Annotated in this window: 14 protein-coding genes; 2 read left to right on the forward strand and 12 right to left on the reverse strand. The window is 63.1% G+C overall.

Annotation, left to right across the window (positions count from 1 at the left end; translation table 11 throughout):
- Positions 1 to 17 precede the first annotated feature (17 nt).
- The 9 genes from V6Z91_RS28725 to V6Z91_RS28765 all read right to left on the reverse strand — a co-directional run bounded on the left by V6Z91_RS28725 (position 18) and on the right by V6Z91_RS28765 (position 7,835).
- Positions 18 to 476 carry a hypothetical protein gene (locus V6Z91_RS28725; RefSeq protein WP_338764385.1) on the reverse strand — a complete coding sequence of 153 codons (459 nt, stop codon included), beginning with the start codon at positions 474 to 476 and terminating at the stop codon, positions 18 to 20.
- 601 nt (positions 477 to 1,077) lie between these two features.
- Positions 1,078 to 2,322: a beta-ketoacyl-ACP synthase II gene (gene fabF / locus V6Z91_RS28730; RefSeq protein WP_338764387.1), complete on the reverse strand. Its 1,245-nt coding sequence runs from the start codon at positions 2,320 to 2,322 to the stop codon at positions 1,078 to 1,080.
- A 40-nt stretch (positions 2,323 to 2,362) separates the two neighbouring features.
- Positions 2,363 to 2,602 (reverse strand): acyl carrier protein, encoded by a 240-nt coding sequence (gene acpP / locus V6Z91_RS28735; protein ID WP_028104092.1) that lies wholly within the window; start codon positions 2,600 to 2,602, stop codon positions 2,363 to 2,365.
- A gap of 157 nt (positions 2,603 to 2,759) precedes the next feature.
- Positions 2,760 to 3,518 carry a 3-oxoacyl-ACP reductase FabG gene (gene fabG / locus V6Z91_RS28740; RefSeq protein WP_338764406.1) on the reverse strand — a complete coding sequence of 253 codons (759 nt, stop codon included), beginning with the start codon at positions 3,516 to 3,518 and terminating at the stop codon, positions 2,760 to 2,762.
- A 16-nt stretch (positions 3,519 to 3,534) separates the two neighbouring features.
- Positions 3,535 to 4,476: an ACP S-malonyltransferase gene (fabD, locus tag V6Z91_RS28745; RefSeq protein ID WP_338764408.1), complete on the reverse strand. Its 942-nt coding sequence runs from the start codon at positions 4,474 to 4,476 to the stop codon at positions 3,535 to 3,537.
- A gap of 255 nt (positions 4,477 to 4,731) precedes the next feature.
- Complete coding sequence (locus tag V6Z91_RS28750; protein WP_338764410.1) at positions 4,732 to 5,718, reverse strand: beta-ketoacyl-ACP synthase III; 987 nt, start codon at positions 5,716 to 5,718, stop codon at positions 4,732 to 4,734.
- Positions 5,719 to 5,724: 6 nt separating this feature from the next.
- Positions 5,725 to 6,768, reverse strand: a complete 1,044-nt coding sequence (gene plsX / locus V6Z91_RS28755) for a phosphate acyltransferase PlsX (protein ID WP_338764412.1) — start codon at positions 6,766 to 6,768, stop codon at positions 5,725 to 5,727.
- Between the two features lie 206 nt (positions 6,769 to 6,974).
- Positions 6,975 to 7,157 carry a 50S ribosomal protein L32 gene (gene rpmF / locus V6Z91_RS28760; protein ID WP_005666806.1) on the reverse strand — a complete coding sequence of 61 codons (183 nt, stop codon included), beginning with the start codon at positions 7,155 to 7,157 and terminating at the stop codon, positions 6,975 to 6,977.
- 180 nt (positions 7,158 to 7,337) lie between these two features.
- Positions 7,338 to 7,835, reverse strand: coding sequence for a DUF177 domain-containing protein (locus V6Z91_RS28765; RefSeq protein ID WP_338764458.1), 498 nt, complete (start codon positions 7,833 to 7,835; stop codon positions 7,338 to 7,340).
- A 153-nt stretch (positions 7,836 to 7,988) separates the two neighbouring features.
- On the opposite strand from V6Z91_RS28765, the gene V6Z91_RS28770 reads away from it, so the two are divergent.
- A complete protein-coding gene (locus V6Z91_RS28770; RefSeq protein ID WP_338764460.1) occupies positions 7,989 to 8,585 on the forward strand; it encodes a Maf family nucleotide pyrophosphatase in 597 nt (198 codons plus the stop codon).
- Positions 8,586 to 8,587: 2 nt separating this feature from the next.
- A complete protein-coding gene (locus V6Z91_RS28775) occupies positions 8,588 to 9,322 on the forward strand; it encodes an SAM-dependent methyltransferase (RefSeq protein ID WP_338764462.1) in 735 nt (244 codons plus the stop codon).
- A gap of 409 nt (positions 9,323 to 9,731) precedes the next feature.
- Here the strand turns inward: V6Z91_RS28775 and V6Z91_RS28780 are convergent, their stop codons facing one another.
- From V6Z91_RS28780 to aceA, 3 genes are all read right to left on the reverse strand, one after another.
- Entirely contained in the window at positions 9,732 to 10,979 is a 1,248-nt protein-coding gene (locus tag V6Z91_RS28780) for an EAL domain-containing protein (RefSeq protein ID WP_338764464.1), read from the reverse strand.
- A gap of 93 nt (positions 10,980 to 11,072) precedes the next feature.
- Positions 11,073 to 12,005, reverse strand: a complete 933-nt coding sequence (gene rlmJ / locus V6Z91_RS28785; RefSeq protein ID WP_338764465.1) for a 23S rRNA (adenine(2030)-N(6))-methyltransferase RlmJ — start codon at positions 12,003 to 12,005, stop codon at positions 11,073 to 11,075.
- Between the two features lie 122 nt (positions 12,006 to 12,127).
- On the reverse strand, positions 12,128 to 13,429 hold the full coding sequence (gene aceA / locus V6Z91_RS28790; protein ID WP_338764467.1) for an isocitrate lyase: 1,302 nt from the start codon (positions 13,427 to 13,429) through the stop codon (positions 12,128 to 12,130).
- Positions 13,430 to 13,566: the final 137 nt, after the last annotated feature.

A 13,566-nucleotide genomic window follows, 5' to 3' on the forward strand; every position in this document is an offset into this window, starting at 1 on the left:
CTGGCGCTGTAATTGGTTCAGGGGTTAGCGGAATTTTTTTTCACATCGCCCGCGCCGGCGGCGATCGCCCGCGCCGCCAGCGCGAGGCGCCGCCGTACGTCGGGCGCGGTACTGTCGGGCAGCACGGCCAGCCAATGCATCCGGCCGGCATCGTCTTTCAGGCGCAGCATCAACAGGCCGGGCCACAGCGTGGACCCCGGCAGGAGCCGCGCGCCCTGCCCCGCTTCGACGCACGGTGCACGCCTCTGGTGGTATACCGTCAGGCGGATGAGCCCGACAGCCGAAATATCAAGGCGCGCGAACTTGACAGGGCCACGCAGGGGAAGCGCTCCGGCCAGGCCGGCGAGGAACAGCAGCGCGCCAGCAACACCAGGCCCGTGCCACGCCGCGCAGGCGAACACGACGAGGCACAGGGCCGCCTGCGCGATGCGCAGCGCGGGCGACGGACGAATGACGGCGGAAATGGCGATCGACATGGATGGACCCGCGACGAAGTACGGCCGGTGCACACGACGCCGGACCGGCCTGATGCGCCCCGCGCACGGCCGTACCGCACACGTTGCGCGCAACGGGACGACGGAAACAACGACGTGCTGCCGCGCCATTACTGCGCTCATCGCGGCGCCCGTAACCGCGCTTATTGCTGCGTTATTGCTGCGTTATTGCTGCGTTAGTGCTGCGTTATTGCTGCGTTATTGCTGCGTTAGTGCTGCTTGATTGCTGTGTTGTTGCTGTGTTATTGCGGCGGCGATTGGCGAAGTTACTGGCGCAGTTCCTGGTACGCTTATTGGTGCGCCTGGGGGTTTGCCCATTGGTGCGCCCGTGGGTGTGCCCATTGGTGCGTCCATTGGTGCCCGTGGGGACGCCCGTTTGCGTGCCTTTTGCTGCGCTGATAGCTGCAATCGCGACCGCATCGACTTGCTTAGGGAATGCATCGGGAAGCGCCGGCCTCTTGCCGGGCTGTCGGGTGCCAGCGAATGCCGGCACCGCTGGCCGCGCCGGCTGACTGAAGACTGCTCAGTCAACCGCCGGGCCACGGGCGCTCACTCCGGTATGACCGGAGTGAGCCGGGAAAGTTCACATTTTTCCGAACACGAGGCTGCCGTTCGTTCCGCCGAAGCCGAACGAGTTCTTCACGGCATACTGGATGGCCATCGGGCGGGCGACGTTGGCGCAGAAGTCCAGGTCGCACGCCGGGTCCTGGTTGAACAGGTTGATCGTGGGCGGTGCCACCTGGTGGTGAATCGCCAGCACGGTGAACACGGCTTCGAGGCCGCCGGCGCCGCCCAGCAAGTGGCCCGTCATCGACTTCGTCGAGCTCACCACCAGGCTCTTGGCATGGTCGCCGAACGCATACTTGATGCCCGTGACTTCGGCCACGTCGCCCAGCGGCGTGGACGTGCCGTGCGCATTCAGGTACTGCACCTGGTCGGGGTTGATGCCGGCATTCTTCATGGCCGCCATCGCCGACTTGGCGCCGCCGCTGCCGTCTTCCAGCGGCGAGGTCATGTGATACGCGTCCGCGCTCATGCCGAAGCCCAGCAATTCAGCGTAGATCTTGGCGCCGCGTGCCTTGGCATGTTCGTATTCTTCCAGCACCATCACGCCGGCGCCTTCGCCCAGCACGAAGCCGTCGCGATCCTTGTCCCACGGGCGCGAAGCCGTCGCCGGATCGTCGTTGCGCGCAGACAGTGCACGGGCCGAGGCAAAGCCGCCCAGGCCCAGCGGCGAAACGGTGGATTCGGCACCGCCGGCCACCATGATGTCGGCGTCGCCGTATTCGATCAGGCGGGCCGCCGCGCCGATGCTGTGCAGGCCGGTGGTGCAGGCAGTGACGATCGCCAGGTTGGGACCGCGCATGCCGTATTTGATCGAGAGATTGCCCGAGATCATATTAATGATCGAGGCCGGTACGAAGAACGGCGAGATACGGCGCGGACCGCGCTTGTCGTAGTCTTCCTTCTGTTCTTCGATCATCGGCAGGCCGCCGATACCGGAGCCGATGATCACGCCGATGCGATCGGCGTTCTCTTCGGTGACGACCAGACCGGAATCCTGGATCGCCTGGATGCCGGCAGCCATGCCGTAATGGATGAACGTATCCATATGGCGGGCTTCCTTGACGTCGAGGTAATCCCCGACGCTGAAGTTCTTGACCTCGCCGGCAAAGCGGGTCGAGAACGCGCTGGCATCAAACTTGGTGATGTTGGCGATACCGGACTTCCCCTCGACGATAGCGTTCCACGCTTCGGCAATCGTATTGCCGATCGGGGACACGCAACCGAGGCCGGTAACCACCACACGACGGTTTTTGGAACTCAAGCGATTCTCCTGGAGTCGATCTGTACTGCTGATGCTGCGATCAGGCCTTGACGTGGGCCGTCGCGTAATCGATAGCCTGCTGCACGGTGGTGATCTTTTCTGCTTGTTCGTCAGGGATTTCCATTTCGAACTCGTCTTCCAGTGCCATTACCAGTTCAACGGTGTCGAGGGAGTCGGCGCCCAGGTCATCGACGAAGGACGATTCGTTCTTGATGTCGGCTTCGGCGACGCCCAGTTGTTCGGCGACGATCTTCTTAACGCGTTGTTCGATATCGGACATGTTATGGCTCCATTGTGTGTATGTTACGGAAAGCGCGCATTTTATCAGGTTTGCGCGCTGAAAAACTAATTTCGGCTTCTGTGCTCAGCTTTACCGAAATCACTGCTAAAAAACGTGATTGCATACCTAAAACTACGCAAACGCGTTAATTCCTCATTTACCCCATGTACATGCCGCCGTTCACGTGCAGCGTGGTGCCGGTAATGTACGCGCCGCCCGGCGAAGCCAGGAAAACGACCGCCGCAGCGATGTCTTCCGGCTTGCCCAGGCGGCCCAGCGGGATCTGCGTGAGCAGTGCCGCGTGCTGTTCCTCGCCGAGGACACGGGTCATGTCCGTGTCGATGAAACCCGGCGCGATGCAGTTGACGGTGATGTTGCGGCTGCCGATCTCGCGGGCCAGCGCGCGGGACATGCCTTCGACGCCGGCCTTGGCGGCCGCGTAATTCATCTGGCCCGGGTTGCCGGACGACGCCACCACCGAAGTGATATTAATGATACGCCCAGTCTTTGCCTTCATCATGCCGCGCAGGACCGCGCGGGAGAGCCGGCCCACGGCAGTCAGGTTGGTGGCGATGACCTTGTCCCACTCCTCGTCCTTCATGCGCATCGCCAGCTGGTCGGCCGTGATGCCGGCATTGTTGACGAGGATGCCGATGGCGCCGAACTCCTTGGCGACTTCATCGATTACGGCGCCGCAACGCTCGGCGTCGGTGACGTCCAGGACGATCCCCTTGCTTTTCACACCTTCTGCCTCGGTACCGATTTCGGCCAGGTAAGCCGAGATCGCCTCGGCGCCCGCCTGGGTGGTGGCCGTGCCGATCACTTTCGCGCCCTGGCGCGCCAGCTCCTGTGCGATGGCCTTGCCGATGCCGCGCGATGCGCCCGTGACGAGCGCGACCTGGTTGGACAGATTCATGGCGATTCCTTTCTTGTTATTTCAGCGTGGCCAGCACGCGTTCCAGCGAAGCCTGGTCGGTGATCGCGTCGCCCACCAGGTTCGGGTCGATGCGCTTGGTCAAGCCCATCAACACCTTGCCCGGGCCGCACTCGACCACCTGGGTGATGCCGCTCGCCGCGACCTTCTGCATCGTTTCGACCCAGCGCACCGGGCTCGCAGCCTGGCGCACCAGCGCATCCTTGATACTGGCAGGATCATGCAATACAGCAACATCGACGTTATTGATCAAATCGATCTGTGGCGCGCTGAAATGGAGCGATTCCATGTACTCGCGCAGACGGTCCGACGCGGGTTTCAGCAGCGACGAATGGAATGGTGCCGAGACCGGCAGCCGCATGGCGCGCTTGGCGCCCTTCGCCTTGGCGATCTCGCATGCCTTGTCGACGCCGGCCGCGTGGCCGGCAATCACGACTTGTGCCGGGGCGTTGTAGTTGACGGCTTCAACGACCTGGCTCGGGTCGGCGGCCACGGCTTCGGCGCAGGCGGCGCGCACGTCATCGTCCGACAGGCCCAGCACCACGGCCATCGTGCCCTGCCCCACCGGCACGGCTTCCTGCATGGCCTGGGCGCGGAAACGCACCAGCGGCACAGCATCCTTGAACGGGATCACGCCTGCGGCGACGAGCGCCGAGTATTCACCCAGGCTGTGGCCGGCGACCACCGAAGGCACCGGGCCGCCGGCGGCAAGCCAGGCGCGGTAGACGGCGACCGCGGCCGTCAGCATGACCGGTTGCGTGTTGGTGGTGAGGTCGAGATCTTCCTTCGGGCCTTCCGCGATCAGCTTGCCGAGATCGAACTGCAGCGCGTCCGACGCTTCGGCGATCGTCTGCTCGACGACCGGGTTGCCGTTGAAGCCGGCCATCATGGCCACGGCCTGGGAACCCTGGCCGGGGAATACAAATGCGAATTGGGTCATGTGTGGTCTCGTTGTGAAAAGCGGATGGGCCCATCCGGCACATCCGCGCGCACTCATCCTTCTAGAGCACTAATTCTAAAACGGCGCGCATTGTACACCGCCGTTTGCATTCCACCTAAAGCTTACATCCGGGCGAAGTCCTGGCGAGCAGGTAAAGCTCTTGCAAGTCACATCCTCGCCAAGTCCTGGCGAGCAGGTAAAGCTAGTTCAGTCACATCCTCGCCAAGTCCTGGCGAGCAGGTAAAGCTAGTTCAGTCACATCCTCGCCAGGACGGCCCCCCACGTGAATCCACCGCCGACGCCTTCCATCATGACGACATCGCCCTTCTTCACGCGGCCATCGCGCACGGCGGTATCGAGCGCCAGCGGAATCGACGCGGCGGAGGTGTTGCCGTGCTGGTCGACGGTGACGACCATCTTTTCCGGAGTGAGGCCCAGCTTCTTCGCGGTGCCGTTCATGATGCGGATATTGGCCTGGTGCGGGATCAGCCAGTCGATCTGGCTGCTCGACATGCCGGCCGCGTCCAGCGCTTCGTGGGCGACCTTTTCCAGCACGGTGACGGCCAGCTTGAACACGGCCTGGCCATCCATGTACAGGAAGGCGCTGCCGGCGACCGCACCGCCGGCCACATTGCCGGGCACCGAGAGGATGTCGGAATGGCGGCCATCCGCATGCAGCTTGCAGGCCAGCACGCCCGGCTCTTCCGATGCGCTCATCACCACGGCGCCGGCGCCGTCGCCGAACAGCACGCAGGTGGTGCGGTCCTCGAAATTGAGGATGCGCGAAAACACTTCGGCGCCGATCACCAGCACGTTCTTGTGCATGCCGGACTTGATGAAGCTGTCCGCCGAGGCCATCGCGTACACGAAACCGCTGCACACGGCCTGAACGTCCACCGCCGCGCTCGTGTTAGTCATGCCCAGCTTGCGCTGCACGATGCAGGCGGTGCTGGGGAAGCTGCCGAAGAAGTCGGGCGTGGAGCTGGCGACGATGATCAGGTCGATATCGTCCGGCTGCAGTTGGGCCATGTCCAGCGCGCGCTGGGCCGCGAGCACGGCGAGGTCGGAGGAATTCTGCTCAGGCGCCGCGTAGTGGCGCGCCGAGATACCGCTGCGGCTGGAGATCCACTCGTCGGAAGTTTCGATCCCCTTCGCTGCCAGCTGTGCGGCCAGCTCCTGGTTCGTCACGCGTTGTTCCGGCAGATAGCTGCCGGTGCCGATGATTTTGCTGTACAGGGTCATGCCGTCTCATCCAATGGTTGTGTTTTCGCGCGGCATCAGTTCGGCGATCAGGTCCGCCAGCTGCTGTTGCACGTCGTTCTTCGCAGCATCATACGCCCGGCGGATCGCCCATTCATAGGCCTCCACCTCGGCGCTGCCATGGCTCTTGAACACGAGGCCGCGCAAGCCCAGCAGGCTGGCGCCGTTGTAGCGTGCCGGATTGAGCCGCCGGCGGATCCGTTTCAGGGCGCTGTTGGCGATCACGGCCCCGAGCATCGTTATGGGCGAACGCTTGAATTCGGCGGTGAGCACCATCTTGAAGAAGCCCGCCACCCCCTCAACGGCCTTCAGGGCCACATTGCCGACAAAGCCGTCGCACACGACGACATCGGTGGTGCCCTTGAAGATATCGTTGCCTTCCACGTTACCGTAAAAATTGAGCTTGCCGCGCTCGTGGTCGGCCTGCAGCAGGGCGGAAGTGGCCTTGACCACCTCGTTGCCCTTGATGTCCTCGGTGCCCACGTTCAACAGGCCGATGGTGGGGCGCGCGATGCCTTCCATGGCGTGCACGAGCACGGAACCCATGATGGCGAACTGGTGCAGGTGGTGCGGTTCGCAATCCACATTGGCACCCAGGTCCATCACGTAGGTGGGACCATCCTTCTGGTTCGGCATGATCGCGCAGATGGCGGGGCGGTCGACGCCGGGCATCGTCTTCAGCACGTAGCGCGAGACCGCCATCAGGGCGCCGGTATTGCCGGCCGAGACACAGGCCTGGGCCTTGCCATCCTTGACCTGCTCGATGGCGACGCGCATCGACGAATCCTTCTTGCGGCGCAGCGCCACTTCGAGGGGATCGTCCATCGTCACCTGCTCGGAAGCGTGCAGGATGGCCAGTCGAGGATGGTCGGCGGCGCGATGCTTCTTCAGCTCGGCGCGGAGCACGTCTTCGAGGCCAACCAGGATCAGTTCGGCATCGGATTCGCGGTTCAGGAAGGATAGTGCGGCAGGAATCGTGACCGACGGGCCGTGGTCACCGCCCATGCAGTCGATAGAGATTTTTATTGTCATTGCGGGCAAGATGCAATCCCGGCGGGAGGGCCGGAGCCTGCGGTTTCAAGACACATCAATTCCCGGCAGGCCGGGGAGCAGCAAGCAAGGCCGTGGAACACGCAGCATGCTGGAAGGTACTCGGGAACGGCGAAAAGAAAAAGCGGCGCCACGACAATACTCTCGCGTGCACCGCTTTTGGTCTTTGGCCGAAACCAAAACGCCGATTACTCGTCGTTTTTGGTCTTCAGCACCTTGCGACCACGATAGAAGCCGTTCGGGCTGATGTGGTGACGCAGGTGGGTTTCGCCGGTGGTCGGCTCGACTGCCAGGTTCGGCGCGGTCAGGAAATCGTGCGAACGGTGCATGCCGCGCTTCGACGGGGACTTCTTGTTCTGTTGAACAGCCATGATGACTCCTAATACTTAAGTTCTAAAATTTTAACACAATCGACCGGCAAATACATGCAAATCGAGTATCCCAGCGGCTTTGCGGCTCGACCGGAGCCGTCCCGCGCTGCCATGCTGCGCTACTACCCAATGCCAATACTCGCAGCCCGATTGGCATATCTTTTACTACTAACTTGATCTTTATTTTTTCAGCGCCTTGAGCGCTTCAAACGGTGATTTCTTTTCGCCCCGCACCGAATCGAGCAGCGCCGTATCGGGGCAGACATCGTGCTTCGGTGCTTGCGGCAAGGCCAGCAGGGCCTCGTCTTCAATCAGGTCCATCAGGTTCATCGAGCGCGTGCCCACGATCACATCGATCGTTTCGTCGTCGATCACCTCTTCGATTTCATCGGCCTTGGCATCGTCCTCGCCGAGCATCAACAAGGTCGAGGAATCGATCTCGTAGGCAAACGGCGCCAGGCAACGCTGGCAGGTCAGTTGCACGGTGCCGGTGACCGTCAGGCGCAGTTGCGGAAAGCCCTGCTTGCTCGTGCCGCCCTCGGCCGTCCAGGAGATCACCCCCTCTTGCGACGCGCAATCGCGCGCGAGGCGCTCCATCTCGGCCACTGGCGTGACGCCTTCCCGGGTGCTGCCCGTTCGACAGAATTCAAACGCGTCGATCAGCTGGGTGGCATTCATCGCTAAAACTTCCCTCGAAAACCTGAGATAATAGCAGGGTTTTCCGCGCCGGGTCAAAGACTTGCACGCAGTTTCGATACAAATGCGGCGCGAATCCCACGGCGCACAGAGCATATAATAATTCGTGGCGCATCGCCACTAGAAAATCTTTCCATGAATCACAACTTCCCTCCCCTCATCCTGGCTTCCAGCTCCGCCTATCGGCGCGAGCTGCTGCAACGCCTGCGCCTGCCTTTCACGGTCGACGTGCCGGACATCGACGAAATGCCGTTGCCGGGTGAAACGCCGGCACGCACGGCGCTGCGCCTGGCCGTCGACAAGGCCCGCGCCGTGGCGGCGCGCCACCCGGGCAGCCTCGTCATTGGTTCCGACCAGGTCGCCACGCTGGGCGAAGACCAGATCGGCAAGCCGGGCAACCATGCGGCCGCCCTCGCCCAGTTGCAGGCCATGCGCGGCCGCGAGGTGATCTTCCATACGGCGCTGTGCCTGTGGGATGGGCGCGATGGCAGCCACCGGCTGGAAGACATCGCCACGGTCGTCAAATTCCGCGACCTGCCCGACGCCGAACTCGATGCCTACCTGCGCATCGAGCAACCCTACGATTGCGCCGGCAGCGCCAAGAACGAAGGCCTGGGCATCGCCATCCTGGAGCGCGTCGACTCCTCCGACCCCACCGCGCTCACCGGCCTGCCGCTGATCGCCCTGACCGGCATGCTGCGCGCGGCCGGCGTTCCCTTCTTTACCGAATGACCATGCCTGGCACCCTTTACCTCATTCCCAACACGCTGGGCGAAACCGCCGCGCTCGATCACGTGATTCCCGATCACGTGCAAGCCCTGACGGCGCAGTTGTCGCATTTCGTGGCCGAGAACGCCAAGACGGCGCGCGCCTTCCTGAAGCTGGTGAACGCCGCGCATCCACTGGCGCGGCCCTTGCAGGAGATCGCGATCGCCGAACTGAACGTGAATACGAAGGCCGACGCGCTGGCCGGCCTGCTGGCGCCGCTGCGCGCCGGCATCGACACGGGCCTGCTGTCCGAAGCGGGCGTGCCGGCCGTGGCCGATCCGGGTGCGGACCTGGTGCGCCTGGCTCACAAGGAAGGCATTCCGGTGCGGCCGCTCGTGGGGCCGTCGTCGCTGCTGCTGGCCGTGATGGCGAGCGGGCTGAACGGCCAAAGCTTCGCCTTCAACGGCTATCTGCCCACGGACGCCGCCGCGCGCTCGAAACGGCTGAAGGAACTGGAGCAGCGTTCGCGGGTGGAAAAGCAGACGCAGCTGTTCATCGAAACGCCCTATCGCAACGGCGCGCTGCTAGAGGCGCTGGTGGCGGCCTGCCAGGGCACTACGCTGATCTGCGTGGCGACCGACATCAGCCTGCCGTCGGAAACGATCCGCACGCAGACGGCGGCGCAATGGAAAAGCGCGCTGGCCGCGGATCGTGGGCCGGAGTTCCACAAGAAGCCGACGGTGTTCTTGCTCCTCGCTTAGGATTAGCCGGGGTCTGTGAACCCCAGTTGTTGGCCCAGGATCCGCTGGGGTCTGTCTCCGCCAGTTGTTGGCCGGGTATCCGTTGGGGTCTGTCCCCGCCAGTTGTTGGCCCGGGATCCGCCGGGGTCTGTCCCCGCCAGTTGTTGGCCGGGGATCCGCCGGGGTCTGTCCCCGCCAGTTGTTGGCCGGGGATCCGCTGGGGTCTGTCCCCGCCAGTTGTTGGCCGGGGATCCGCTGGGGTCTGTCCCCGCCAGTTGTTGGCCTGGACCCGGATCGGCGGCATCGACCAAGGGGACTGACCCCGGTTTTTGCCAGCCATGCGACAGCTCCAGCAAAAACCGGGGTCAGTCCCCTCGATGCGCCAACAACCGGGTCATCGACAACACATACCGGGGACAGCCCCCAGTACTCAGCCGCCAACAGCCACATTCACACCACTGGCATACTCGTTGAGCCATTCGTACGCGGCCAGCTGGCTCCCGTACAGCGCCGAGGGGGACAGGTTCAGGCGGTGCAGCAAGCCCGTCAGCTCCGGGCCTTCCTGCGCCTGCTCGACCATTTCAATCAGCTTCAACACGTCGCCATATTCACCCGTGCGGTGCAGCAGCGCGGCGCGTACCTCGCTCAGCACGTTCACGCTGTCGAGGATTTCCGGCATCGGCACCGAGAACAGCGTATCCATCAGCGACATGATGCCGACCGTGAAGCCGATGTCGGCGCCGATGCGCTCGCCCGGGCGCAGGTGTTCGAGCAGGTTTTCCATCGTCTTGCCGCGCGTGGTCGCCAATTGCAGCAGCGGCGAGTCGTATTGCTGGCCCTTCACGTACAGGAGGATTTGCAGCCAGCGTTGCAGCTGGCGCCGGCCCAGCACGATGAGCGCATGGCCGACGGAATTGATGCGAAAGCGCGCTCCCACAGCCGGCGTATTCACCAGGCGCAGCAGGTTCAGCGTGATCAGCGGGTCGAGCTTGATGCCCCGTTCGATGTCGCGCTGGTCCGCATCCGACGCCAGCAGCTCCAGCAGGTGCATGACGGCCATCTGGGACGGCGCGATCTTCTTGCCCGACAAGATCACTGGCCGGGCAAAGTAATAACCCTGGAAGTATTCGAAGCCGAGCTCCATGCAGTGGCGGAATTCTTCCTGCGTCTCGACTTTTTCGGCCAGCAGCTTCTGCTTCGGATTCTTCAGGGAGCGGGTCAGCTGCTCCAGCGAATTGCGTTCCATGCCCTTGATGTCGATCTTGATCACATCCATCAAAGGCTGCAACTTGGCCAGGCTGTCGGAGGCGCCCACCACGTCGTCCAGCGCAAACTTGTAGCCCGCCCGCTTCAGTTCGGTGACTCGCGCCACCACGTCCGGCGTGGCGTCGACCGATTCCAGCACCTCGAGAATGACCTTGTCGTTCGGCAGGAAGTGGATGAAGTCGCTCATCAAGCCTTCCGTATCCACATTGACATAGGCCAGCTGCTCGCCTACCACCTTCTGCATGCCAAGCTCGGAGGCATGGGCGATCACCGAAGCGGTGGCCGCCTTGCCATCGGTCACCTGGGCATCGCCGCTCTCGGCGTTGCGGTACAACAGCTCGTAGGCCACGAGCCGTTGCGAACGATTGAGGATGGGTTGCCGCGCCAGGAAGAAGTGGTTGGCGTATGGCATCGGAATATCCGGGCTGGCTGCCAGCGTCATGGAGAGGCCTGCTTGAAAACGATGTCGGTACCTTAACCGCTTATTGACGAGGTGGCAATCAGTTTATGACCGCCGTGTGACAGCACGCTTGTCCTGCACACGCGACGTTGCCTGTTCTCCGCTGTCAAGCGTGAAGGCGGCGCCCTTGTCGCGGCCCAGCACCTGGACCAGATAGGGCATCACGCTTTTCAGCGTCGCGGCCAGCGTATACGGCGGATTCAGGATGAACATGCCGCTCGTGTGCAGCCCGATGCCGTCGGGCGTGGGCGTGGAAATCGTCAGCGTCACGTTCAGCCAGCCCTGCGCGGGCAGGTGCTTCAATTTCTCGGCGAAGTTGCGCGCCTCGATGCGCTGCAGCACCGGATACCAGATTGCATAGGTGCCCGAGGGGAAGCGCTTGAGCGCATCGCCCAGCATGTCGACGACCTTGCGGTAATCCTGCTTGTCCTCGTATGGCGGGTCGCACAGCACCAGCGCGCGGCGCGACGGCGGCGGCAGCAGCGCCTTCACGCCCAGGAAGCCGTCGGCCTTGTTGACGATGACGCGCTTGCCGCGCACGGTGCTGCGCTTGCCCTGCGCCGCCTGGTGCTGTTCCAGCTTGGCGAAATTATCGGCCAGCAGCCTGCTGTCCGCCGGGTGCAATTCGAACAGGCGGATCCGGTCCATCTCGCGCGCCACCTGCTCGGCCACGTAGGGCGAGCCGGGGTAGTAGCGCATCTTGCCGCTGGGGTTCATACCCTTCACGAGGCTGACATAGTCCGCCAGCGGCGCAGGCAGGTCGCTGCGCTCCCACAGCGGCGCGATGCCCGTTTCAAACTCGGCGTTCTTCGCCGCCTGGGCGCTGTCCAGCGCATACACGCCGGCACCGGCGTGGGTATCGATATAGGTATAGGCCACGTCCTTCTGGTTCAGGTATTGCAGGATCTGGATCTGGACGAAATGCTTCAGGACGTCGGCGTGATTGCCGGCATGGAAGGCGTGGCGGTAACTGAACATGGTCTTCTTGGCGATGAATCGAGCCACCATTATCCCAGAGAACCGCAAGTCCGCCAAAACAGCGGCTCCGGCAAGAAAAAACCGCGGCTCGTGGCCGCGGCTGTCATCCGTGCGGCGGTGCCTTATGCCACTTTCTGGTTTTGATCGAAGAATTGTTCGTCCTCGGTCGAACCGTGCAGCGCCGTCGTGGAGCTCTTGCCCTGCTGGATCGTTTGCGTGACCGCGTCGAAGTAACCGGTGCCCACTTCGCGCTGGTGCTTGACGGCCGTGAAGCCTTTCTCGGCGGCGGCGAATTCCGCTTCCTGCAATTCCACGAAGGCCGCCATCTGCCGCCGCGCATAACCGTGCGCCAGGTTGAACATGCCGTAGTTCAGCGCATGGAAGCCGGCCAGCGTGATGAACTGGAACTTGTAGCCCATGGCGCCCAGCTCCTTCTGGAACCGGGCGATCGTGGCGTCGTCCAGGTTCTTCTTCCAGTTGAACGAGGGCGAGCAGTTATAGGCGAGCATCTTGCCGGGAAATTTCGCGTGCACGGCTTCGGCGAACTGCTTGGCGAAGGCGAGGTCCGGCTTGCCCGTTTCGCACCAAACCAGGTCGGCGTAGGGCGCATAGGCCAGCGCGCGGGCGATCGCCTGATCGATGCCGGGGCGCACCTTGAAAAAGCCCTCGACGGTGCGCTCGCCGGTGCAGAACGGCTGGTCGTTCTCGTCGATGTCGGAAGTAAGCAGGTCGGCTGCTTCCGCATCGGTGCGGGCGATCAGCAGGGTCGGCGTGCCCATCACGTCCGCCGCCAGCCGTGCCGCCGACAGTTTCTCGACCGCTTCGCGGGTCGGCACCAGCACCTTGCCGCCCATGTGGCCGCACTTCTTCACGGAAGCGAGCTGATCCTCGAAGTGCACCCCGGAAGCGCCCGCCTCGATCATCGCCTTCATCAGCTCGAAGGCGTTGAGCACGCCACCGAAGCCCGCTTCCGCGTCGGCCACGATGGGTGCGAAGTAGTCGATGTCGTCCTTGCCTTCGGACCACTGGATCTGGTCGGCGCGCTGGAACGTGTTGTTGATGCGCTTGACGACCAGCGGTACCGAGTTGGCCGGATACAGCGACTGGTCGGGATACATCTCGCCCGCCACGTTGGCGTCGCCCGCCACTTGCCAGCCGGACAGGTAAATGGCCTTCAGCCCCGCCTTCACCTGCTGCATCGCCTGGTTGCCCGTCAGGGCGCCCAGCGCATTGACGAACGGTTCGTCGCGCAGCAGCCCCCACAGCTTCTCGGCGCCGCGCCTGGCCAGCGTATGCTCGATCTGCACCGACCCGCGCAGGCGCACCACGTCCTCGGCGGAGTAGCTGCGCGAGATGCCCTGCCAACGGGGGTTCGTTTCCCAGTCCTGCTTCAATTGCGCTGCTTGCTGTTCACGCGTTGCCATGATGATCTCCTGTAGAAAACGTAATGAAGGAATGCGAATCCGTTGGGAACATCATAGGCCTGGTTGCGCGGCGCAACAATACTCTTATATAAGACATATGAGCTGAAATTTATCGTTACAACTCAATGACTTGTATC

The organism is Massilia sp. METH4 (genome assembly GCF_037094685.1).
Taxonomy (GTDB): Bacteria; Pseudomonadota; Gammaproteobacteria; order Burkholderiales; family Burkholderiaceae_D; genus Rugamonas.